General features: G+C 58.5%; 13 protein-coding genes. 8 read left to right on the top strand and 5 right to left on the bottom strand.

The genetic code is table 11. The features are described from left to right. From DRW39_RS08280 to DRW39_RS08245, 8 genes are all read left to right on the top strand, one after another. On the top strand, positions 1 to 1,434 hold the full coding sequence (locus tag DRW39_RS08280) for a glycoside hydrolase family 28 protein (protein WP_116106557.1): 1,434 nt from the start codon (positions 1 to 3) through the stop codon (positions 1,432 to 1,434). A 50-nt stretch (positions 1,435 to 1,484) separates the two neighbouring features. Next, entirely contained in the window at positions 1,485 to 3,023 is a 1,539-nt protein-coding gene (locus DRW39_RS08275) for an Ig-like domain-containing protein (RefSeq protein WP_198664821.1), read from the top strand. Positions 3,024 to 3,044: 21 nt separating this feature from the next. After that, the gene (locus DRW39_RS08270) at positions 3,045 to 3,815 is read left to right on the top strand and encodes a rhamnogalacturonan acetylesterase (RefSeq protein WP_116106555.1); all 771 of its coding nucleotides are present in this window, start codon (positions 3,045 to 3,047) and stop codon (positions 3,813 to 3,815) included. A gap of 40 nt (positions 3,816 to 3,855) precedes the next feature. Then, positions 3,856 to 7,524, top strand: coding sequence for a pectinesterase family protein (locus tag DRW39_RS08265; RefSeq protein WP_116106554.1), 3,669 nt, complete (start codon positions 3,856 to 3,858; stop codon positions 7,522 to 7,524). Between the two features lie 269 nt (positions 7,525 to 7,793). Further along, positions 7,794 to 9,443: a UxaA family hydrolase gene (locus DRW39_RS08260; RefSeq protein ID WP_116106553.1), complete on the top strand. Its 1,650-nt coding sequence runs from the start codon at positions 7,794 to 7,796 to the stop codon at positions 9,441 to 9,443. Positions 9,444 to 9,452: 9 nt separating this feature from the next. Next, entirely contained in the window at positions 9,453 to 10,910 is a 1,458-nt protein-coding gene (locus DRW39_RS08255; RefSeq protein WP_116106552.1) for a tagaturonate reductase, read from the top strand. A 6-nt stretch (positions 10,911 to 10,916) separates the two neighbouring features. Continuing rightward, a complete protein-coding gene (locus DRW39_RS08250; protein WP_116106551.1) occupies positions 10,917 to 11,816 on the top strand; it encodes an alpha/beta hydrolase in 900 nt (299 codons plus the stop codon). A 50-nt stretch (positions 11,817 to 11,866) separates the two neighbouring features. Then, positions 11,867 to 12,832, top strand: a complete 966-nt coding sequence (locus DRW39_RS08245; protein WP_116106550.1) for an alpha/beta hydrolase — start codon at positions 11,867 to 11,869, stop codon at positions 12,830 to 12,832. Positions 12,833 to 12,865: 33 nt separating this feature from the next. Here DRW39_RS08245 and DRW39_RS08240 read toward each other — a convergent pair whose 3' ends face one another. From DRW39_RS08240 to DRW39_RS08220, 5 genes are all read right to left on the bottom strand, one after another. After that, positions 12,866 to 14,527, bottom strand: a complete 1,662-nt coding sequence (locus DRW39_RS08240; RefSeq protein ID WP_116106549.1) for a DUF5123 domain-containing protein — start codon at positions 14,525 to 14,527, stop codon at positions 12,866 to 12,868. A 21-nt stretch (positions 14,528 to 14,548) separates the two neighbouring features. Continuing rightward, entirely contained in the window at positions 14,549 to 16,369 is a 1,821-nt protein-coding gene (locus DRW39_RS08235; RefSeq protein WP_116106548.1) for a RagB/SusD family nutrient uptake outer membrane protein, read from the bottom strand. A 22-nt stretch (positions 16,370 to 16,391) separates the two neighbouring features. Beyond that, positions 16,392 to 19,655 carry a SusC/RagA family TonB-linked outer membrane protein gene (locus DRW39_RS08230; RefSeq protein WP_116106547.1) on the bottom strand — a complete coding sequence of 1,088 codons (3,264 nt, stop codon included), beginning with the start codon at positions 19,653 to 19,655 and terminating at the stop codon, positions 16,392 to 16,394. A 175-nt stretch (positions 19,656 to 19,830) separates the two neighbouring features. Then, positions 19,831 to 21,102, bottom strand: a complete 1,272-nt coding sequence (locus DRW39_RS08225) for a glycoside hydrolase family 105 protein (protein ID WP_116106546.1) — start codon at positions 21,100 to 21,102, stop codon at positions 19,831 to 19,833. A 34-nt stretch (positions 21,103 to 21,136) separates the two neighbouring features. After that, the gene (locus tag DRW39_RS08220; RefSeq protein ID WP_157976002.1) at positions 21,137 to 22,369 is read right to left on the bottom strand and encodes a DUF4861 domain-containing protein; all 1,233 of its coding nucleotides are present in this window, start codon (positions 22,367 to 22,369) and stop codon (positions 21,137 to 21,139) included. Positions 22,370 to 22,372 lie beyond the last annotated feature (3 nt).

Here is a 22,372-nt window from a genome sequence, read left to right as displayed (position 1 = left end):
ATGCACAGACTACTCTTTCTGACCCTCTTGCTGGCCTTTGTCAGCTGTCAACAAGCGTCCCGTAACGACGTCGACTCGAATAACTCCGCAGATCCGTGGGCGGGCATGCAGGATATCCTGGATGACATACAGCCGCCTCAGTTTCCGGACGAGACCTTCGATATAACCGATTACGGTGCAGCGGCCGATACCGGGGACGATGCCCTTCCGGCCATTACCGACGCGATTCGCACGTGCAACGAGGCAGGAGGGGGCCGGGTCCTCGTTCCGGCGGGAACCTACACCGTCAACGGACCGATAAACCTGCTGAGTAACGTCAACCTGCACGTTTCGGAGGGCGCCACGCTAAAGTTCAGCACCCGCCCCGATGACTACCTTCCAGCCGTACATACGCGGTGGGAGGGCGTGGAAACGTATAACTATTCCGCCCTCGTCTACGCCTACGAGCAGGAGAACATCGCACTCACCGGTACCGGCACCCTCGACGGGCAGGCGAGCAATGAAAACTGGTGGCCGTGGTCGGGTTCGGATCGCTACGGATGGTCGGAAGGGATGCCCAGTCAGTCCGATGAGATCAGCCGCCCGCAGCTTTACGCCTGGAACACGAACGAAGTGCCGCTGGAGGAACGTCGCTTCGACGGGGTGAGCTACCTGCGGCCCAATTTCGTACAGCCCTACCGCTGCAAGAACGTCCTGATCGACGGTGTCACCATCCGCAACTCACCCATGTGGATTCTCCACCCGGTGCTCAGCGAAAACGTCACCATCCAAAACGTGCGGGTAATCAGCCACGGGCCGAACAGCGATGGCTGCGACCCCGAAAGCTGCCGTAACGTCCTGATCAAGAACTGCTACTTCGACACCGGCGACGACTGCATCGCCCTTAAGTCGGGTCGGAATCAAGACGGCCGCAACAGCGGGCGCCCGATCGAGAATGTCGTCGTGCAGGATTGCGAGATGAAAGACGGGCACGGGGGTGTCGTGATCGGCAGCGAGGTCAGCGGCGGGGCGCGCAATATCTACGCGGAAAACTGCATCATGGACAGCCCGAATCTGGACCGTGCCATCCGCATCAAGACCAATAAGGTAAGAGGCGGGACCATTGAGAACCTTTACTTCCGGAACATCGAAGTCGGGGAAGTGCGGGAGGCCGTAGTGCGGATCAACATGCGGTACGCTATCTACTCCGATACGAGCCAGACCTTCATCCCGACGGTACGTAATGTATTCGTGGAGAATGTCACCTCCAAGAAAAGCCGCTACGGTCTGCTGCTGGAAGGCTACGACGCCTCCCATCCCATCCGTGACGTGTACCTCACAAATTGTCGTTTCGACGGAGTGGCGGAAGGCAATAAGATCGAGTTCGTCGAGGACCTGAGCTATCAGGATCTGTACATCAACGGCGAACAATTAGATGCACCCGTTGCCCAGTAATGCCTCAAACTTATGATCGGCCCCTTGACCGGCGCCCCTTAACCCATCCTATGCGCTTATTTCTATTGATCAGCCTACTATCGTTCCCTTTTTCCGCTGCCCTAAATGCTCAGGACATGCCCGTCGGCTGGGCATCCGCTAATGGCGGGACGACGGGGGGAGTCGGCGGGGAAGAAGTGACGGTAACCTCCCGATCCGAACTCGCCCTGGCGCTGCTGGGGAACGAGGCCCGGATTATCCGCGTGGTCGACACGATCGACCTGGTGCTGTACGAGCGCATCAAGATGTACGGCAATAAAACACTGATCGGAGATAGCCCCAAAGCCATGATTCGCTACGGCGGATTGGAGGTCGTAGGCAATAACGTGATTATACAGAACCTGTCTATCGGAGATTCTTACGATGGAGATTTCGACGGGAAGACCCACAGTACGGACGCCATCACCGTTTACGGGCAGAACGTCTGGATCGATCACTGCTGGTTCTATTCCGCCGCCGACGGCTTGGTGGACATCCGTAGCGGAAACGGCATGGATGCCGACTTCATCACCATCTCCAATTGCCGGTTCAGCGACCACAATAAGGTCAGCCTGATTGGATCCAGCGACGATCAGGTTGAAAGCCGCGGTCACCTGAAGACGACCTATTACAATTGCTGGTTTGATGGGACGTACGGAAAGGGGCTGACCCAGCGCTTGCCCCGGGTACGATTCGGGGACGTTCACATACTCAACAGTTACTATGAGGATATCCTGTCTTACGCCGCCGCCGCACGCTTTGAGTCCAATGTAGTGATCGAGAATACCTATTTCCGGAATACGAAGAATCCACACGTCATTGAGGATGAAGGCAAAGGTATCCGGGAACCGGAGCTGGTAGCCATTAACAATCTTTACGAGGGCAGTACCGGATCGCGGGAAACCGGTGGGGACGCGTTCATTCCCGCCGACTTTTACGCCTACACCGCATTACCCACCGAGGAAGTACCGGCGGCCGTCATGAACGCGGCCGGCCCGTTTAATCCCGACAATAACGAGCCGCCCGTCGCCGTCACGGATACCGTGGACATGACCGAAACCGTCGCGCCTACCGTCATTGACGCTACGGCCAACGATACGGATGCGGACGGCGGCGAATTGCGGATTGCCCGCATTCTAAACGAGCCTTCCGGGCTGGTGACCTTGCGCGACAACCTGATCACCTTCATTCCTCCCTCAGCCGCCACCGGGTCGGAAACCATCGAATATGAGTTGGTCGATACCCAGGGAGGTGTCACGGAGGGAAAGGTCCTGGTAGTGTACGATAAGTCCACCGTAGCGACCCGCAACGTACTGCCCGAAGGCGCACTGACACTGTCTCCGAATCCGGCGTCCGGCGAGGTGCGCATCTCCGTAGGCCGTTCTGCTCCGCCGAATGCAAGTCTGCACCTGATAGACGCATATGGCCGGCAGCTGCCCGCACGCCTCTTTACCGCAAGCGGGCTAAGTGATTATCGCCTCAATACCGCGAACCTGGCCGCGGGGATCTACCACGTGGTGATCCGGTCGGGTTCCGCCATCGGAAGCAAACGATTAATCGTTAGCCGGTAAGCCGGCTATCAAGCAGAGACCATGAAATCCAAATTATTTCTCCTGGCAGTAGCTGCCTTTCTGCTTCTGGTGAGTGCGTGCCGCTCGTCTCGCACGGGGCCACCGACGGTCTTTCTGATCGGAGACTCCACCGCCGCCAACAAGCAGGAAGATAAGCGGCCGGAAACCGGATGGGGGGAGATGCTGAGTGCATACTTCCAGTCGGGGGTAAGTGTCGATAACCACGCCAGGAACGGCCGCAGCTCAAAGTCATTCCGTGACGAGGGGCTATGGGAAACGGTGCGTAGCCAGATCACCCGGGGGGATTACGTCTTCATCCAATTCGGGCACAACGACGGGAAGCCCGATACGTCGCGCTTTTCCAACCCGGCCGCGTACGGCGAAAATCTTCGTCGCTTTATCCAGGAAACCGAAGTACGTGGAGGTCGGGCCGTCGTGCTGAGCCCCATTGTCCGGCGGCATTTTGACGAGGCGGGAAATCTCCTGCGTACGCACGGGGAATATCCGGCGACCGCCGAGCGCATTGCCCGCGAAATGAAAGTCCCCTTCATCGATATGACCACCCTTAGCCGGAAACTCGTGACGGGGCTTGGTGACCCCGCATCAAAGAAACTGTATTTGTGGGTCGCCGAAGGCGGGAACGGCAACTATCCGGAAGGGGTAGAAGACAACACGCACTTCTCTCCGGAGGGTGCCCGTACCATGGCCGGTCTGGTCGCCCGGGCCATCGCCGACCAGAATATACCACTGAAGAAGTACCTACTGCCCTCCGCAACCGACGGGCGCCGGTAGACCGGCCGGCAACCTTTATCACCTCCTGAAATTTTAGATCATGCAAAAGATTTTACTCCTTTTTCTTTCCCTGCTGTGCACCGGCACGATGATCCGGGCCCAGGCCGAAGCCGGGCAGACGTACAGCTATAATTTTGCCGACGGTTCCGTGCTGCCGCAGACGGGCTATAGCGAACTCAATTACGAAAGCTTCACCACCGCTGATGGTCTCGTAACGATCAACAGTAACACGGACAACGAAAGCCTCCAGTTCGGTTACCACGACGCTACCCACGGGGGGGTGTTCTTTCCCGGTAACAGCTTCGACATCGCCGTAGCCGGAGATGCTCTGATCACCTTCTTCGTGTGCACTTACGCATCTTCCTCCGATGCCGTTTTCGAGCTGACCGGTGCCAACGACGAAGTGCTTGGAACCATTGCGGCACAGAACCTCGGCGAGGAGGATGGGTTTCCCAGCACTTTTTCATACGAAGGCCCGGCCGGTACGGTCACCGCAACCCTCCTCAGTGAGGATTCACCGACGGGGCAATTTTATATTCACGGACTGTCCGTCGAAAACGCCGACGAAATCGTCGATACCGAAGGCAAAAGCCTGGTGTGGGACTTCGGCGCGGAGCAACTGAATGGCGATGCCTACACCAATCAACTGGACGAAGCCACGGTCAACGGCTGGTACGACGCTTCCGTGGAAGCCGGCTCCGCCGGAAACGTACTGCCCGAATTCAGTTCCAACGGACTTACCTGGGTCGGCGGCGGAAACGACCGCCTGCGGACAAGCAATACCAACCTGACCCGCTACGACGAGAACGTCTCCGGCAATGGGGAATTTAACGGCCGCATCTACGTGAATAGCGCAGGCGCCGTGGGCCGCTACCTAAGTTTGGCACTGGAGGAGAACGATGAAATCACCGTTTACGCACTGTCGCAGAATGGCGGCGGTCAGCTCAATTTTCAGTATGCTCCGGATCCCACGATGCAGACGGACGTAGAAGCACTGCCCGGTGAGCTGACCGAGTTCAACTTCGTGGCCAAGCAAGCCGGAATGTATAAACTTTTCGATACGCAGGACAAGCCCAGCTACTACCGTATCGTACGTCGAAGTGCTAACTACGTATCCTTGACCGGAAGCGTGGACGTCACCGAGGCCACCGACATTCCCGGCGATTACACCCTGCAATTCACGAATGCGGACGGCAAGGTTTTCGAAACGACGGTGGAGTCCGGATCCTACCGTATTGATTTGCCGGCCGGCTATACCTACGAGCTCAGCCTCGGCCGAGCTAATGGCTATATCATCAGCAGCGGAAGTACGCTGGATGTAACGGAAAGCACGACAACCTTCGATATAACCATCATCCGAACGGAGCTGTACACGGTAAGCGGCGATATTCTTGGGTTGCCGGATGTTCCGAGCGACCTCATGCTAATGTTCACCTCCCAGGGGGCCATCTATCAGCCTGAAGTCAGCGTGGATCCGGAAAACGGTACGTATACGGTAAGTCTCGAGGCTGGCCGCGGATATGGCATTACAGCTACGGGCGTCAATGACTACTCCCTGGCACAGGACAGTGTGACCATTGCGGCCGAGGACACGGAATTTGACATCACCTTCGTACCCAAGCCTGTCTATGCGGTAACCGTGCAGACAAGCGGGCTCAGCAGCGAGCAGCAGGAGAATATTCGCCTCACCTTTACCAATCTCAATGAGGCGGGCTACAGCTACACCTTCGATGACCTTGGCGCGATCCAGCTCCGGGACGGGGTATATTCCATACAGGCGGACGGACTTTCGGCTTACCCCGTTGCGCTGGCCCTCACTTCCAACCTCACGGTAGACGGTAAAGACACCACCAAGACGCTGGTATTCGAACCCGTCAACCGGTGGAGCTTCGACGATGCGGTTATCGCCAGCGGGGACGCAAACTATAGGGGACTTCAGTTCACTGGCGCGGTGAGCAACGAAATCGGTAAGGGCCACTTGGTTGCCGGACCCGACGCTACGATCGCCGTTCCGGTCAATCCGGGAGAGGCGGTCATCGTCACCTACTACTACAGCGCCGATTTTTCCATCGAGGGTGGCGAATCGATAACAACCTCCTCGGGAAGCACCAGCATGCTGGAATCGACTACCTACGTCTACCCCGGTGAAGAGGGTGGCTACGTAACGATCACGGTCGGTGACGGAGCGGGATCGACCTACATCACCGAAATTCGCACCGTACCCTACCTCGACTATACCTCCACCCTGGCCGTGGGGGCTGACAAAGACTACCAGACCATCAATGCCGCCCTGGAGGCCATTCGGCTGATGAGCCGCGACTCCGGGGAACGGGTGACGATCATGATCGACCCCGGCAACTACGAGGAAATGCTCGTGATCGATATGCCGGAGGTGACGTTGAAGAACGCTGCTGCCACTCCATCCATCGCCCTGATGAACGAGGGCGTCGATATCGATCCGAATGCCGTTCGTATCACGTCCTATTACGGACACGGGTATGACTACTTCAGCATGGGTAGCGATCAGAAGTACGACGCTGACGTACTGGCCGTGAACCGGGATAACGGTTACCTCAGTAACGAAAACGCCGGAGCCGGTACGACCAACGGGTCCTACTGGAACGCTACGGTGGTGGTGTATGCACTCGGCTTTCAGGCGGAAGACATCATCTTCGAGAATAGCTTCAATCAGTACATCTCCCAAAAGGAATCCGAGGATGTCGTGGTGATGTGGGACTCCGGAAGCAAGGGAGAACGCCCGACCGACTACGGCAACACCTCCGTTCAGGATCGCTCGTACGTGGAGCGCGCCGCGGCGATCGCCGTCGTCGGTACCGCCGATAAGGTAATTCTGGATAAGTGCCGCGTAATCGGCCGGCAAGACTCGTTCTACGGCGGACGAGGTGCCCGGGTGGTGGTCTTCCGCGGGTCCATGATGGGAGCCGTAGACTACCTCTTCGGCGGTATGACGGCCGTGTTTTACCAGAGTGAACTGGCCATGAATACGAGCGACGCGAGTAGCGACCGTGCGTACATCACCGCCGCCCAGCAGGATGCGCCACGCGGGTACCTGATGTACGAGACAACCGTGACCACGGCCATCCCCGGCACGGAAACCGCTTCCGAATACCGCGCCAAGCCCGGTTACTACGGCCGTCCGTGGCAGGCTACGACCAGCGAAGTGGTATTCTACAATACGACCATCGATACGTCGGATTACCCCGGCTACGTCGGAATGTCGCTGATCGAACCGGAAGGTTGGGCCAGCAGTCTCGGTGGTGAATCCGAAATGATGTACGAGTACGGTACCGTCGAGCGGTCCGGTGAGAGCCATTTGGACCAACGCGTCGAATGGTCGACCGTCCTCACGGAACCCGTCCTCACCGACGGTACCCAGATCACCCCCTTCCATTTCACGAAGGGCGACGACGACTGGGATCCCCTTCCCGCGCTGATCGAGCAGAATCCGACCTCCACGCGCTATGCCGCGCCGGTATCGAAGGTCAGGATTTACGCCGCCGGCGACCGCATTTTCGTCTCTAATGTGCAGGGACCTACAACGGTCACCGTCTACAGCCTGAGTGGCGCCCGGATCAGCCAGGTGAAGGTGGAAGCGGATGGCAACTTCCGCGCCGATACCGGTGTATGGATCGTCACGGCCGATGCGCCCGACGGACGGAAAGCCGCGAAAGTTTACACCCAGCGGTAAGGGCCGTATGATGTGGAATGGTCGCGTCCTCCTGTTTTCCCTGGTCCAGCGCTCCGGATTTCGATTTAGCGCGCGGGACATAACCGGCTTTATACCTGCGCTCGCCGCCCAAATAAACAGTACCCCATCCGCCGTCATCGTCCGGCGGGTGGGGTGCGGGCGTTGGTATGCCACGGTCCCGTTCGACCCATTACCTTCACGATCGGTACGCGGGCTGGAATCCACTTCCGGCCCGAGGTGCCACTGACGACAGACTAGATTTCTAAGCTATGGCCGAAACACTTAAAATACATCCGGCAGATAACGTCATCGTAGCGCTGCGTGACTTCTCGGCCGGAGAGACCGTGACCGAAACGCGGCAACCGATCCAACTGCTGGAAGATATTCCCATCAAGCACAAATTCGCCGAGCGGGATTTTCAGGAGGGCGAAACGATCGTCATGTACGGCGTCACCGTAGCCAAAACGCTGCGGGTCGTACCGAAGGGCACGCGCATCTCCACCGAGAACGTCATCCACGCCTCCAGCGAGTACGGGGTAGGGGAGCGCGACCTCAGCTGGGACGCTCCGGACGTCTCCGCTTTCCGAGACCGAACCTTCATGGGCTACCACCGGGAAGACGGCAGCGTCGGGACCCGCAATTACTGGCTCGTCATTCCCCTGGTCTTCTGCGAGAACCGCAACATCTCGGTGATCGAAGCGGCCATGGTCGAAAAGCTGGGGTACGTCACCGAGCGGGAGTTCTCCGTCGACGTGGACACGCTGATCCGGCGATACCGCGAAGGGTCGAGCGCCGAGGACATTTTGCAAACGGACGTATTACGCACCGGAGAGGAGATGCACCGCAACCGGGTCTTCCCCCGGGTGGATGGCATTAAATTCCTGACGCACCAGGGAGGCTGTGGCGGTATCCGCCAGGATTCCGAGGCCCTGTGTCGATTGTTGGCCGGATACATCAACAACGCTAACGTGGCGGGCGCTACGGTGCTAAGTCTGGGCTGTCAGAATGCCCAGATATCCCTGTTGCGCGAGGCCGTCGACCGCATCGCGCCCGAATCCAAGAAGCCACTCTACATCCTGGAACAGCAGCAGAGCCGCTCGGAGCGCGACTTCATCGCCGAGGCCGTCAAGGTCACCTTCACGGGGCTAATGCAGGCAAATGCCATCGAGCGGAAGCCCGCGCCCATCAGTAAACTGACCCTCGGGCTGGAATGCGGGGGATCGGATGGCTTTTCCGGTATTACCGCCAACCCCGCCCTGGGATACGCATCCGACTTGCTGGTGGCGCTGGGTGGCAAGACCATCCTGTCCGAGTTCCCGGAATTGAACGGCGTCGAGCAGGAACTGGTCAACCGCTGTGCCACGGACGAACTGGCGGAGAAATTCGTCGACCTGATGCGCACCTACAGCAAGCGGGCCGAGGAAGTGGGATCCGCCTTTTCCATGAATCCTTCGCCCGGAAATATCAAGGACGGCCTGATCACGGATGCCATCAAATCCGCCGGCGCGGCCAAGAAGGGGGGCACTTCCCCGGTAGCTGACGTCCTCGACTACACCGAGCAGGCGACACGGCCGGGGCTCAATCTATTATGTACACCCGGCAACGACGTGGAAAGCACCACGGGACTCGCCGGTTCCGGGGCCACGCTCATCGTCTTCACCACGGGCCTGGGTACGCCGACCGGTAACCCGATAGCACCAACCGTGAAGATGTCGAGCAATAACGCGCTGGCCAGGCGGATGAGCGACATCATCGACATCAACGCGGGCACCGTCGTCTCCGGAGAAGATACCATCGAATCGAAGGGCTCCGAACTGCTGGAGCTCCTGATTCGCATCGCCAGCGGTGAACAACGCACGCGGTCCGAACAGCTCGGCCAGGATGATTTTATTCCCTGGAAGCGCGGCGTATCGCTTTAAAAAACAACCATGCAAAAACTCAATCGAAACAACGCCGGCGTCGGTCCGGCTCCCCGGGAAGCTATTTTACAATTCGGGGGCGGGAATTTTCTACGCGGCTTCGCCGACTGGATCGTCGAGGTCTATAACCGGCAGGCCGGCCGCCCCCTGGGCGTCCTGGTGGCCAATAATTCCGACCGGCAGATCTACCGCGACTGGCGCGGGCAGGAGGGGCTCTACCACGTCCTCACCCGCGGCATTAAGCAGGGCGAGCTCGTCGATACCCAGGAACTGATCACCAACGTCAGCCGGGTCATCAGTATGGATTCGGAGTGGGACACGTTCCTCGCTTCCGCCGAGAACCCCGACATGCGCTACGTCATCTCCAACACGACCGAGGCGGGCATCCGCTATTCGGAGGACGATACCTTGTCGGACACGCCACCGGCCGAATTCCCCGCCAAGCTGACCGCCTGGCTCTACCGCCGTTACAAGCACTTCAATGGGGCGGCGGAGCGCGGGAATATTGTCCTTCCCATGGAGCTGATCGTTGACAACGGCAGTGTTCTCCGGGACCTCGTCATCCGTAACGCGGAGTCGTGGAAGCTCGGCTCCGGCTTTACCGATTGGGTCCGCAGACATTGCACTTTTTGTAATACCCTCGTCGACCGTATCGTTCCGGGGGTAGGTAAGGACGAGATGCAGGAAGTACAGGAGAAGCTGGGCTACCAGGACGTGGCCGTCACCCAGGGAGAACCCTACCACCTGCTGGCCATCGAGGCCCCGGCGGCCGTTCGGAAAGAGTTACCTCTCGACGACATCGGGCTCAACATTCGCTACGTCGATGACCTGACGCCCTATCGGCGGAGCAAGGTGGCGATCCTCAACGGGGCGCATACCTCCATGGTGCCGGTCGGCTATTTGAGCGGGAAGGAAACGGTAGGGGAGACCCTGGAGGATGACACCACCGGGGCATACATCAAGCAAGTACTCTTTCAGGAGATCATCCCGACGCTTTCCCTGGCGGAGGTCGACCTGGAACAGTTTGCCGAGGACGTACTGGATCGCTTCCGGAATCCCTTTATCCACCACCAACTGCTGAGCATCAGCCTCAACTCGGTTTCCAAGTTCCGGACCCGTGTCCTTCCTTCCCTCCTGGCCTACCTGGATCAGAAGGGTAGCGTGCCGCCCCGCATGGTGCTTGCCCTGGCCGCGCTCGTCCGCTTTTACCGGGGCGATCGCAACGGGCAGAAGATCCCCCTGAAGGACGACCCCTGGGCGGTCGAATTCCTGCAGCAAGCGTGGGCGGACGTTGAGACCGACGAGCAAGGAATGCGCGAGCTAAGTAAAAGCGTGCTAAGTTGGGAGCGGGCCTGGGAACAGGATCTCAGCGACCGGACGGACTTACAAGCAGCGCTGGCTTCGGCCCTGTTCAGCATCGAAAGCAAGGGGATGGAAGCCACCGTCGCCGACAGCCTCCAAAATTAAGCGGCCATGAACCGATTCCTCCTCACGCTCGGCCTAATGACAGCGGGAATGTTGTACGCTCAGGATACCCAAGCCCTTTATCCCGGTACGGTGCCGAATTCCCGTGAAGTGCCGGACCCCGAAACGATGGTTGACCGGGGCGGGAGTGGCGGTCGGGCGTTTAACGACGTTGCGGTTCCCGAACTGACTGCCTATATCCCCGAGCATCCTAACGGCCAGGCCGTCGTCATCTGCCCCGGGGGTGGATATGCGCGACTCGCTTACGACAAAGAAGGCGTATGGGTAGCCGAACGACTCAACCAGGACAGTATAACCGCTTTCGTCCTGAAATACCGCATCCCGCAGGACGAAACCAACGTCGACCGGTCACTGGCCCCGCTGATGGACGCCCAGCAAGCGATCCGCACCGTTCGCCGGTCAGCCAATCGGTATGGTATCGATCCAAACCGAATCGGCATTATGGGATTTTCCGCCGGGGGGCACCTGGCGGCTACGGCCGCCACCCGCTTCGAGCGGAATGCCGACCCGACGGAGCGGGACACTACCTCCGTTCGTCCGGACTTCGCGGCCCTCATCTATCCGGTAATCAGCTTCGATTCAAGCATTACCCACGCCGGGTCCCGCAACAACCTGATCGGAGAATCACCTGCGGCGGGCATGGTCGAACGGTTCTCCGCCGACCGGCAGGTGGGTCCCAACACTCCGCCCTCCTTCCTGGTGCACGCCGCCGACGATCAGGCCGTTCCGGTTGAGAACAGCCTGCGGTATTACATGCAGTGCCTTCAGTTCGGCGTACCGGTAGAGATGCACCTCTATCCGGCGGGCGGCCACGGATTCGGGCTGAACAACCCGACTACGCCGGACGACTGGACGGAGCGCCTGGTTAACTGGTTGCGTACACTGTAGCGAGGGCCCGGGTCGCCTAGATCGACGCTTCGACATTTTAAAAATGAGTCATGGACTTCAAAGCACTGCTCTTTCTCGGGGCGATCCTTTCTGGTGCGGCCTGCTCGGCCCAATCCGGTTACCAGCCTAGGGATACTTCCTACTCCATCCACAGTACCTACACCAAGGTCGTCAAGTCAAACCCGGACGTACGACCCGTTTACGGCCGGCTGCCGAAGGGTGTTCGCGAGGATACCAACCGCGTGTACGCCGAAGTCGGGAATGACCGGTCGCTATACCTGGATGTGTACTACCCGGATTCGATGACTACGCCGAGGGCAGCCGTACTGATGATCCACGGCGGGGGTTGGACGACCGGGTCGAAGGAGAATTTACACCCGATGGCCCGGCAGCTTGCAGCCCGGGGCTACGTCACCGTCACACCGGAGTACCGGCTGAGCGCGGAAGCGCCCTATCCCGCGGGGGTCCGCGATCTGAAGCTGGCGGTTCGGTGGATGCGCGCCAACGCCGCGGAATACAATATCGATACCAATCGCATTGCCGCCTACGGTGCTTCGGCCGGGGCGCATCTCGCCTCTTTACTAGGGACGACGAATGAGCTGGATATCTACGATACGCTCAGTCCTTTGCATGCCTATTCGGATGACGTTCAAGCGGTATTAAATATCGATGGCATCGTATCCTTCGTGCATCCCGATGCCGAACCGGAATGGACCGGACGTTCGGCCAATGCCTGGCTAGGTGATTACGAAGCCCATTACGAGCGCTGGCGGGAAGCTTCCCCCTTGGTGTACGCGGGCGCGAATACACCGCCCTTCCTGTTCGTAAATAGCTCCTACCCCCGGTTTCACGCCGGGCGGCAGGAGCTGTTAAACGTACTCGATCAACACAATACTAAATATGTAGTCGCAACCTTCGAAAATTCGCCCCATGGCTTCTGGTTACTGGAGCCATGGTTTGAGCCAACCCTGTATCTGGCAGCCGGCTTTCTCGAGGCTGTTTTTGCTGAGCCCTAGGGTTCGCACAACCTGGTTTTAGCGTATATCGGCCTAGAACGGCCGCCACCGTGGATCACCGGCGTCATTCCGTCCGGTAAAGCCCGTATCCTCAAAGTTGAAGTTGCCCTCGTTCGGGGCCACCCACAGATCCTGGGCCGTCCCGTTGTAGGGAATAGCCGGAAAGCCGGGAATTTCGGAGCCCTCGGAGAAGGAGAAATCCGACGTCGCGTAGGTATTGACGATACTGAAAGTGGTGTTTTCCAGACCGTCGTAGATGCCGCGAATGTCGAAAGATTCCGCTTCTCCGGATTGATCCCAACCCGGGCCCCAAATGCTATTCGTGATGGAGATGCCGTCAAGCACGTTGCTCAACAGGCCATCTTCGCCGCGCCAACGGAACATGACGCCCCCACCGGCGCTGCCCACCTGGTGAAAAGTGCAGTTGTCGATGGTGATCGACTGGGTGTTCTGCCGGGACTGGAGGAAGGCTTCGGCCTTGTAGAACGTGCTGTTCGTGAGTACGACATGGTCGACCGCCGCATTGCCCGCACCGTCGGTATCGGTGGTAAGAATTCCGTATCCGCCGATAGTGTGCACGATGGAATTATTGATCCGGAGCGTACCGAGGAACATTTGGGTCCGAATACGGATGATGCCCCGGAATTGATTGATGATGCAATTCTCGAAGCTCAATTCTCCCAGGTCGGTACGCACGTCGAGGTTTGGATTGAAGACGTAGTCCCCGCCGAAGTCTTCTCCGCGTAATTCAATGTCGATAAAGCGGACATGGTCGATGTTGGACCCCGGAACGATGTTCCAGTTACCGGTCGTAAAGAGAACCGGACGTTCTTCTCCGAAACCATACGCGGATGCGAACGTGATCGACTTAGCCAGATCTTCGGCCGGAAAGTTATACGTGAATCCTTTCTGCAGTACGATCGTATCGCCGTCGTTGGCGTTGTTGACGACGGAGGTCAGGGTGTCGGGGTCACTCGAATTGCTGAGATCGATCACCGTGGGATTGCTCAGATTAATGGCGCTGGCGATGGTGGTGAAGAACTCAAAACCACGCAGTTCCTCTCCGTTCGGGCCGCTGTAAATGGCAACCGTATACTCGGTGAGGGGATTCAGCTGACGGACAATGAACTGCCCGGTGTCCTGCTCGACCGAGTACTCCTGTAGGGGGGAGGTGAGTCGCTCGTCGGAACGGGCGAACACCCGGACAGTGGTGATTTCTTCGCCGGATACCTGCCACCGAACACGTACCTGCCCGTCGAGCATATCTCCCTCCGTGGGTACGTAAAGGATGGAGGGAAAACGCTCTGTCCGTACTTCCCCGAGATCCGACGGTAAGCTGTCGTACTCATCCTCGTCGGCGTGGGCCGTGGCCCGTACCTGGTACAGCGTGGAGTAGAGTAGGGGCTCCCCGAGATTGGACTCGTCCAGGATGACATAGCTCGTATCGGACTCCAGGGTGTAGAGTACCGAGACGAAACTGTCGCGGCTCACCTCGAGGGTATAGCTATCGGCCTCTTTGATATTCCCCATATTGACGATGATGGTGTTGAATTCAGCCATCAGGGGTTCGTTCAATACCGGCTGGAACAGACGGGTACGAGGATAAAATTCTTCTTCTTCACAGCCCGAAAAGAGGACCAGCCCAACCGCCAGCAAGGCCAGCGTGAGGGATATATTAGACTTGAAATATTTCATGATAATTGATTAAATGACCGACTAGTTAAATCCGTATCCGTCGTTGGATATCGTTCCCTGGCTATTCGTGATAGCCTCTTCGGGGACGGGGAAGATGTAGCGTGCCGTGCCGGGTTGGGGACCTTCGTCGATGTAGTTTGCCCAGTCTTTCGTGATCCATTCGTCGTAGATGGTGACCTCGTCGGTCAGGTCAAGTAGCCACGTCTCCCGCTCCCAGGTATCGTCGGGCGGTGCTACGACGTCGCGGTTGGGGTTGTATACGACGAAGTTTCCGCTCTCGTCGATCTTCCAGTAGATGTAATCGGGGAGTTCCGCGTATTCACCGGTCCCGGTGGCGGCGGCGTCGGCCATGGCGAGCAGACCGTCCACCGTTTCCTCCATTTTTTCGGAGTAGTTCCCCCAGCGGATGAGCTCGTACTTCCGAATCATTTCCCCGCCAAATTCCCAGGCGCGTTCGTCTACGATGGCATCGAAGAAATCCTCCTTGCTGGAAGAAATGTCGCTGATGTAATCATCTACCTTTTCGTCCCAGTCGACTTCGGCGAAGGCGCGCTGGCGGACGCGACGCAGGGCGTTCTGTGCCGTTGCGGTAGGACCGTTGAGTTCATTTTCGGCTTCGGCGTGCATGAGGAGCACGTCTGAGTAGCGCAGCATGGGCCAGTTGATGCCGGTACCCTTGGCGGAAGATGCACCGGGAGGCGAATCGAGGAACCAGCGGCTCCACTTACCCTGCGATATGTTATTGATGTCGTTGATGACGTACTTATTCCCGTCAACATCGACAAACCAGAGACCGCAGGTTATATCCCGGCGGATATCGGCGGTGTCGAAGGAGTAATAGTAGGTCGGGGGCATGGACATGTAGTTGTTCCCGGAACCGTAGCCGTGGGCGGCCGTTGCCCCTCCCCGGACGGTAATACCGATGTTCCAGCCCACGTCGCCGTTGCCGAGCGCGAAGGGTACTTCGAAGAGGATGTCGTCGTTCACGGGGGAGGCGAACTTGGCATTGTTGAGGAATACCTGACGGAAATCCTCCGGCAACTCGCGATCTTTAAGCTCCATGAGCTTACCGGTGTAATCCTTGGCGATCTGGTAGTAATCCAGGTAATCGGCCTCCCGGTTCTGCGTCAGGTCGGGCTGGAGGTAATAACCGCCGCGCTGCAGGGCGATACGCGCGATCATACCGAGGGTATACTCCCGGCTTACCTGCTCGATACCGAAGGGCAACTCTTCCGCCCACATCATCTGCGATTCGATGTCGATCATGTCCTGTATGACATTCGACAGAATGACGTTGCGATTCTCTTTCGGAAGGAAGAAGTCGTTCCCCGCCCTCGGGGCTTCCCGTACGTTGGGTACGTCACCCCAGTAGTAGACGAGCATGCTGTACCAGTAGGCACGAAGGGTATAGGCCTCACCGAGCAGGTGGTACATGGTGCGGGAGGTGGCCACGTCTTCGGTTTCGAGCAGGCCACTGCCCTGAATGCCCTCAATGGCAATGTTGGCGTCCCGGATAGCGGTGTAAGCCGCGTTCCAGACCCGCCGCAGGTCGTTATTGCTGGACAGGGCTTCGAGGTCCCAGATTTGATACCGGTCACCGGAGCTGGTCCAGCCGCTGGCGTGCTCGATGTCCGTGTTACCGGTCATGTTATTGGATAGCCGCGAGCGGAAGGGGTCCGTGCTGAACGGCTGGTAGACGGCGTTTACTCCCTTGCGGGCGTCGTCGACGTTCGAGAATACGTATTCCGTGTCGAAGGTCGACAGCGATTCGGGTTCCAGGAAGTCGGAGCAGGAAGCCACGGTGGCTACGGCCAGCAGCGACAGGATGAGTCTAATTGGCATGATTGATCGATTTCAGGGGCGATTAAAAGGTGACGTTAACGCCGAAAGTGTAGGAGCGGCTACGGGGAAAGGAGGAGTAGTCCACGCCCGGTGTGAGGGCGGCGTAGGACGAGCTACGCGAGGTACTTACCTCGGGATCGTAACCGGAATACTTGGTCCAGAGGAGGAGGTTATTACCCGTGACGTAAAGCCGGAGGCTGGATACGCCTACCCGTTCGGTCAGCGCACTCGGGAGAGTATAGCCCAGGTTCAGGTTGTTCAGGCGGAGGAAGGAACCGTCCTCAACGGCCCAGTCGGTGAGGACGGCCCCGGCAATGCCGTAGCTGTTGTGCGACCAGATATTCTTCCCTTCGTTGAGTTCGGCGAGCTGGTCCAGGTCGGTAACGATGCCACCGGGGGTGCCCGTGTAGGAGCCGTCCACGTCGAGATAGGTGAAGCGGTTATCGATGCTCATCGTCTCCAGCAGGTTGCCGTAGTTCACGCGGCGGAACTGGTTGTACTGGATCTTGCCGGTGTTGTAGACGTCGTTGCCGAGCGACCAGTTGAAGAAGATATTAGCGTCGAAGCCGCGGAAGGTGGCGTTGAATCCGAAACCGCCCTGGGCGGCCGGGAGGGTATTGCCGATCACCTGGCGGTCGTCGGCGGTGATTTCCCCGTCACCGTTCAGGTCCTTCAATTTCAGGAAGCCGGGCCGGATGTCCGGATTGCCGACGGTTGAGCCGCTGTTAGGGACACCGTCCGCCAGCGTGTACTCGTCCGAAATCGGATCGTAGCTCGTGAAGTCGTCGGTGGTGTAGTAGCCATCCTCCACGTAGCCGTAAATTTGGCCCAGCGTACCACCGACTTCCAGCAGGTAATCGTTCTGGTTATTCAGGTCGGTACTGGCCCAGTTCGACTGAAAGAAGCGCGATTCGGCTCCCCCGAGGTCTTCGATGCGGGCGCGGTTTACACCGATATTGAAGCTGCCGGTGATGGAAAACTCCGGTCGGTTGACGATGAAGGCGTTCAGGCCGAGCTCAACCCCCCGGTTCGAGGTGGATCCGATGTTATCCCACTGGGTGGTGAAGCCGGTATTGGACGGAATCTGTGACCGCAACAGCAGGTCGCGGGTCGTATTGTAGTACACGTCGAAGGCCCCGTAGACGGCTCCGTCGAAGAGGGAGAAGTCCAGGCCCGCGTTGCGGTTGACGGTAGTTTCCCACTGGACAAAGGGGTTGTAGAGCGTATTACCCGACGGCGTGTAGTACACGTTGTTTTGGTTGTTGAAGCCCGGGCCGTTTTCCGTCGACCCTACGAAGAGAAACTGCGTGGCCGTAGCGTCGATGCGGTCGTTACCGGTTTCCCCGTAGCTCACCCGCAGTTTGAGTTCCTGTAGCCAATCGGCTCCGTCCAGGAAGGCCTCATCGTCCAGTTTCCAACCCAGGGCGATAGCGGGGAATACGCCTACCCGGTTGCCTGCGGCGAACTTACTGGAGGCGTCGGTCCGCACCGTACCCGTGATCAGGTACTTATCCAGGATGGACCAGTTGACCCGCCCGAAGAAGGACACCCGGTTCTCGTCCGTGTACAGCTGCGTCTCGTGGCGGTCGGTACGTCCGAAGGTCATGTTCGCGAAGAGTTCCTCCGGGGTGATGGAAAGGCGGAAATCTTCGGCGCGGACGAAGTCGGCCTGCCCGCCATTGCTGTAGATCTCGTGGCCGGCCAGGAAGTCCAGGTTGTGGTTTTTCAGATCGACGAGCCGGTAGCTCAGGGTGTTCAACCACCGGAAGGAGGACCGCTCGATCTGCGTCTTTTCACCCAGGGGCAGGTTGCCGCCGTTGTTGAAGGATTCGCTGGTCAGCGGCCCGTAGAAGCGCTGTCGCTCGTCAAAGGTCTTGGAACCGGTGAAGGTCGACTTGGCGATAATGTCGTCGGAGATGTTCCAGGCCAGTGCGGCGTTGAAGATGTAGTCGTTGGTGGTCTGCTTCCGCCAGTCCTGCTTGGTCAGTTCGGTGGGGTTCACCAGGCTGCGGAGGAAAGACTGGAAGTCGTCCGTCTCATCGATGCTGTTCAGGTCGATTTCCAGCTCGTCTGCAATGCCGTTGACCGGGCGGGTCTGTACGGCATCCTTGATGCTGACCTGGGCGTTTCCGGAGGTACCCGCGCCGTTGACTACGGTACTTGTGACCCGGGCGCCCGCCTCGAAGATCAGGTTGGATCCCAGGTCCTGCTCCAGTTTGAAGTTCAGGGCGTTCCGTTCGAAGCCGGAGCCGATCAGCAGCCCTTCGTCGTCGTTGCGGGTCAGGCTCAGGCTGAGTTTGGTGGTCTGCGATCCGCCGCTCATGCTCAGGTTGTGGTACTGCGACAGCCGGGGATCACCGAAGAGCTCGTCCTGCCAGTCCGTGCCGGGTTTTTGCTTGTACAGTTCCAGGTCGTCGTACTTTCCGAAGAAGCGCTCAAAGTTGCGGACGTCGGCGTCGGAGCGAAGGCGGGCGTACTCGTAGTTGGCTAGTACGAACTCGTAGGGAGATAGCACGTCGTAGCGACGATCCGAGGGGAGTTCTTTCGCCTGCACGAAGCCATTATAGTTGACCGAGATTCGGCCCGCTTCGGGGCGACGGGTAGTGATCACGATAACGCCGTTCGCGGCCTGGGCACCGTAGATCGCCGTAGCGGCGGCGTCCTTCAGTACGTTGATGCTTTCGATATCGGTGGGCGGAACGTCGCGGATGCTGTTGACGATAAAGCCGTCGACCACGTATAGCGGCGAGTTGTCCTGGGTAATGGATCCGCCACCGCGTACGCGAATCACGACCTCGGCGTCGGGGGAACCGTCCGTGGTCAGTACGTTCACGCCCGGCAGCCGACCGGTAATGGCTTCCGCCGCGCTGGTGTAGGGCGTCCGCTTGATTTCCTCGCCGGATAAAGAGGCAACCGAGCCGGTCAGGTCCGACCGCTTCACGCTGCCGTAACCGACCACCACGACCTCATCGAGTAAGGAGGCTTTGGAGGACATCTCCAGATCGATCACGCGCTGATCTCCAACCAGTATTTCCTGGGCGCCATAACCGGTGTAGGAAAACACCAATGTGTCGGCCGGCGCGGCGGTGATTTCGTAGTTGCCCTCAAAGTCGGTGACCGATCCGGTTCCCGTCCCTTTGACCATTATCGTGACTCCGATCAGGGCCTCGCCGTCGGTATCGGTTACCTGGCCCGTCACCTGCTGCTGGGCAGCGAGCGAGGTACTCAGCAAACTGATCGTTAGCATCAGAAAACCGAATATTATTTTAAAACAAGGTTTTTGCATGATTTCAAGTTTTATATACTCCGTGAGAAGTAGAACTATATGACAAAGAAAGCCCATGACCCATTTAGGGAAAGAATCGACAGGTATGCATGAATTAACTTAAAGTGCGCATTTTGTAACCCACGGTCACGCGGCATGCATATGTGACCGGTACGCGCCGAAAAGCAAGGAATTGCTAGAGTTTCGAGCCTTTCTCGGAGCGCTCGAACTCCAGTGCCGCGCGCATAAACGGACCGATGCCCTTGGCGTCGTTATCCCGTACCGGCTCACTGATGTAATACTCGTAGGATCCGTCGCGATACGGATCGCCGCCGAGTCCGGCTACCGAGCAACCCATGGTCAGATTAATCTCACCGCTCGGGTCCTCGCGGATGAATTCCTCCAGGATACCATCCCAGCTTTCCTCCGCCTCCGAGCGGTAAGACTCGTCGAGGTAACCCTCGTTCACCCCCTTGATCATGGAGTAGACGAACATGGTTGATCCGGTCGATTCCAGGTAGTTCCCCTCGCGCTCCGGGTAGTTCAGTACCTGGTACCAGACCTTGCTCTCGGGGTCGCGTACCTCGAGTACGGCATCGAGGGTGCGCTTGAGGATGTCGATGAGTTCGCTCCGGCGCGGGTGGTCCTCCGGGAGGTAATCGAGTACGTCCACCAATCCCATACAGTACCAGCCCATGGCCCGCGACCAGAAGTGCGCACTGGTGCCGGTTTCCTCGTCCGCCCACCGCTGCACGCGGCTTTCGTCCCATCCGTGGTAGAGCAGTCCGGTTTTCGGATCGCGCATGTGCTTTTCGGCCAGCACGAACTGGTCAACGATGTGGTCGAACATTTCCGGCTCATCAAACCGCACGGCATACTGCGCCTGGAAGGGCTCGCCCATGAACAGACCGTCCAGCCACATCTGCCAGGGGTAGCGCAGTTTGTGCCAGTACCCGCCCTCCGTGGTTTGCGGTTGCCACGTCATCTGCCATTCCAGCCTTTCGATGGCTTTGCGGTATTTCTCTTCGCCGGTACGCTCGTACAGGCTGAAAAGTAGCGGCCCCGGGGCGATCATATCGATGTTGAATTTCTCCATCTCGTAGCCGTGGATTTCCCCGGCCGCGTTGATCATGGTATCGCCATAGCCCCTCGCGTATTCAAAGTAGACCGGTTTGTCGTAGGCCTCGCCAACTTCCACCATGGAATTCAGTACGAGGCCGATCGTGTAGGTCCATTTGAGATCGTCCTGAAAATCATTCATCCAGGATTCGGGAGCCCGTTTCATGATGGACTGGGCCATGCGTTCCGACCAGGGCAGGTCAAATGATAGGGACACGGCCGTGGCACGCACGTCCGACCGATCATCGGTTTTTTCGGGCGTCGGAGCGCAGGTAGAAAACAGGATCAGCAATAGGAAAAGCCCGCTGATCATCCGAATCGGAAGGGCAAGGAAAGTAGTGAAGTGCATACGACTTTGGGTTAATGTGGTGAGCGTACCGTGTCTAACGGGCGCTAACTTTCACTTTCAGGGGATGGGTGAGCCGTTGGAGTTGCTCGTCCAGGTAAGTTTTGAAATCGGAGGGGGAGGTGATGCCGTTCTCTTCCTGCTGCCAGGCGGCCAGGAAGTAATAGGTCAGGCGGTTATCTCCGTCGGGTTGCAGGACGACGACGTGGCTATGCTCGTCTTCGGTTAGCTCGATGAGGTCCTCGATCCGGTATATGATGGCCAGGCCGAGTCCGTCATCCGCCAGGCTCTGGTCGCCGTAGGTCGCCAGGTAGGCGTAGTCGCCGGCTTGTCCACGCATCCGTTCTCCCGTTTCCATTTTCACGATACCGGTCGCCAGGTTCGGCAGTTCCTCGCTGAGTTGTACATCGTGACGCGTCATGCGGCTGCCCGCTTCTATCGACAGTTCGGATACGACGTCCGTTTTCCGGTCGTTGGCCTCCCAGCCGTAGTAGCGGGTACGGATCTTGCTGCGGAGCGGACCGTTTTCGGCGATTCGGCTGGTCACCGAGTCGGTCGTTTCTACCCGCAGCGCATGGTCCTCCACCCACGTGGCCAGCGAACCCAGGCCCAGGGACGATCCCACCTTGAGGACGTCCATTCCCCAGTCGGAGGGTTCGTGGTAGGAGTCGAATCCATCCTGTCCGACGTTCTGCAGGACCATGTCCGGCCGTTTCTTCCCGAATACGTCGGTCGCGTTACGCCAGTCCAGGTAAAAGCGGTACCCCACCAGGTCGGATTCCCAACCGGGTCCCTCGTAGCGGATGTACCAGGAGTGGTCCGTATGCTCGTCGGGTACGCGCAGGGAATCTACGTTCCTGAATTCCCCTTCCATGTATTCGCGGTCTTTCCAGGAACCATTGATCTTGTGCGATAGCTCCGCTTGCGTCCGGTCCGGAAAGGTCGGGGGAGCGGCACCGTCCAGGTCCAGAGCGCTTACGGTGGTCCTTTCGCGAGCATCGAGGCTGAGCATCAGCAGGTATGCATCGTCGCGGTCGTCGCCGTTGGTGTCAACGGTTTGGTACGGGACTTCCTCCCCCTTGTGCTGGAAGTGGATGCCCGCCAGTTTGCCGTTGCCGATTTTCGCGGCGGGCACCGTAAAGGCGGCATCCTTCTGGTCGCTCCGGAGGGGATTGGTCACCGATAATTCGCTTACGGGTGTCTCGTTTTGCCCGCAGGCCGCGGCGGAGCACAGCAGGAGTGATAGAGAGGCAAGAGTTGGTTTGATCATAGT

Origin of the sequence: Lewinella sp. IMCC34191 (assembly GCF_003390935.1) — a bacterium.
Lineage (GTDB): Bacteria > Bacteroidota > Bacteroidia > Chitinophagales > Saprospiraceae > Neolewinella.
Note: the sequence above shows the minus strand (reverse complement) of the source record. Positions and strands in the feature narration are given on the sequence as shown.

Excerpts from the sequence above, each read along its gene's own strand:
- DRW39_RS08225 (WP_116106546.1), bottom strand. The coding sequence starts at position 21,102 with ATGCACTTCACTACTTTCCTTGCCCTTCCGATTCGGATGATCAGCGGG.
- DRW39_RS08260 (WP_116106553.1), top strand. The coding sequence starts at position 7,794 with ATGGCCGAAACACTTAAAATACATCCGGCAGATAACGTCATCGTAGCG.
- DRW39_RS08230 (WP_116106547.1), bottom strand. The coding sequence starts at position 19,655 with ATGCAAAAACCTTGTTTTAAAATAATATTCGGTTTTCTGATGCTAACG.
- DRW39_RS08240 (WP_116106549.1), bottom strand. The coding sequence starts at position 14,527 with ATGAAATATTTCAAGTCTAATATATCCCTCACGCTGGCCTTGCTGGCG.
- DRW39_RS08235 (WP_116106548.1), bottom strand. The coding sequence starts at position 16,369 with ATGCCAATTAGACTCATCCTGTCGCTGCTGGCCGTAGCCACCGTGGCT.
- DRW39_RS08220 (WP_157976002.1), bottom strand. The coding sequence starts at position 22,369 with ATGATCAAACCAACTCTTGCCTCTCTATCACTCCTGCTGTGCTCCGCC.
- DRW39_RS08250 (WP_116106551.1), top strand. The coding sequence starts at position 10,917 with ATGAACCGATTCCTCCTCACGCTCGGCCTAATGACAGCGGGAATGTTG.
- DRW39_RS08280 (WP_116106557.1), top strand. The coding sequence starts at position 1 with ATGCACAGACTACTCTTTCTGACCCTCTTGCTGGCCTTTGTCAGCTGT.
- DRW39_RS08245 (WP_116106550.1), top strand. The coding sequence starts at position 11,867 with ATGGACTTCAAAGCACTGCTCTTTCTCGGGGCGATCCTTTCTGGTGCG.
- DRW39_RS08270 (WP_116106555.1), top strand. The coding sequence starts at position 3,045 with ATGAAATCCAAATTATTTCTCCTGGCAGTAGCTGCCTTTCTGCTTCTG.
- DRW39_RS08255 (WP_116106552.1), top strand. The coding sequence starts at position 9,453 with ATGCAAAAACTCAATCGAAACAACGCCGGCGTCGGTCCGGCTCCCCGG.
- DRW39_RS08275 (WP_198664821.1), top strand. The coding sequence starts at position 1,485 with ATGCGCTTATTTCTATTGATCAGCCTACTATCGTTCCCTTTTTCCGCT.
- DRW39_RS08265 (WP_116106554.1), top strand. The coding sequence starts at position 3,856 with ATGCAAAAGATTTTACTCCTTTTTCTTTCCCTGCTGTGCACCGGCACG.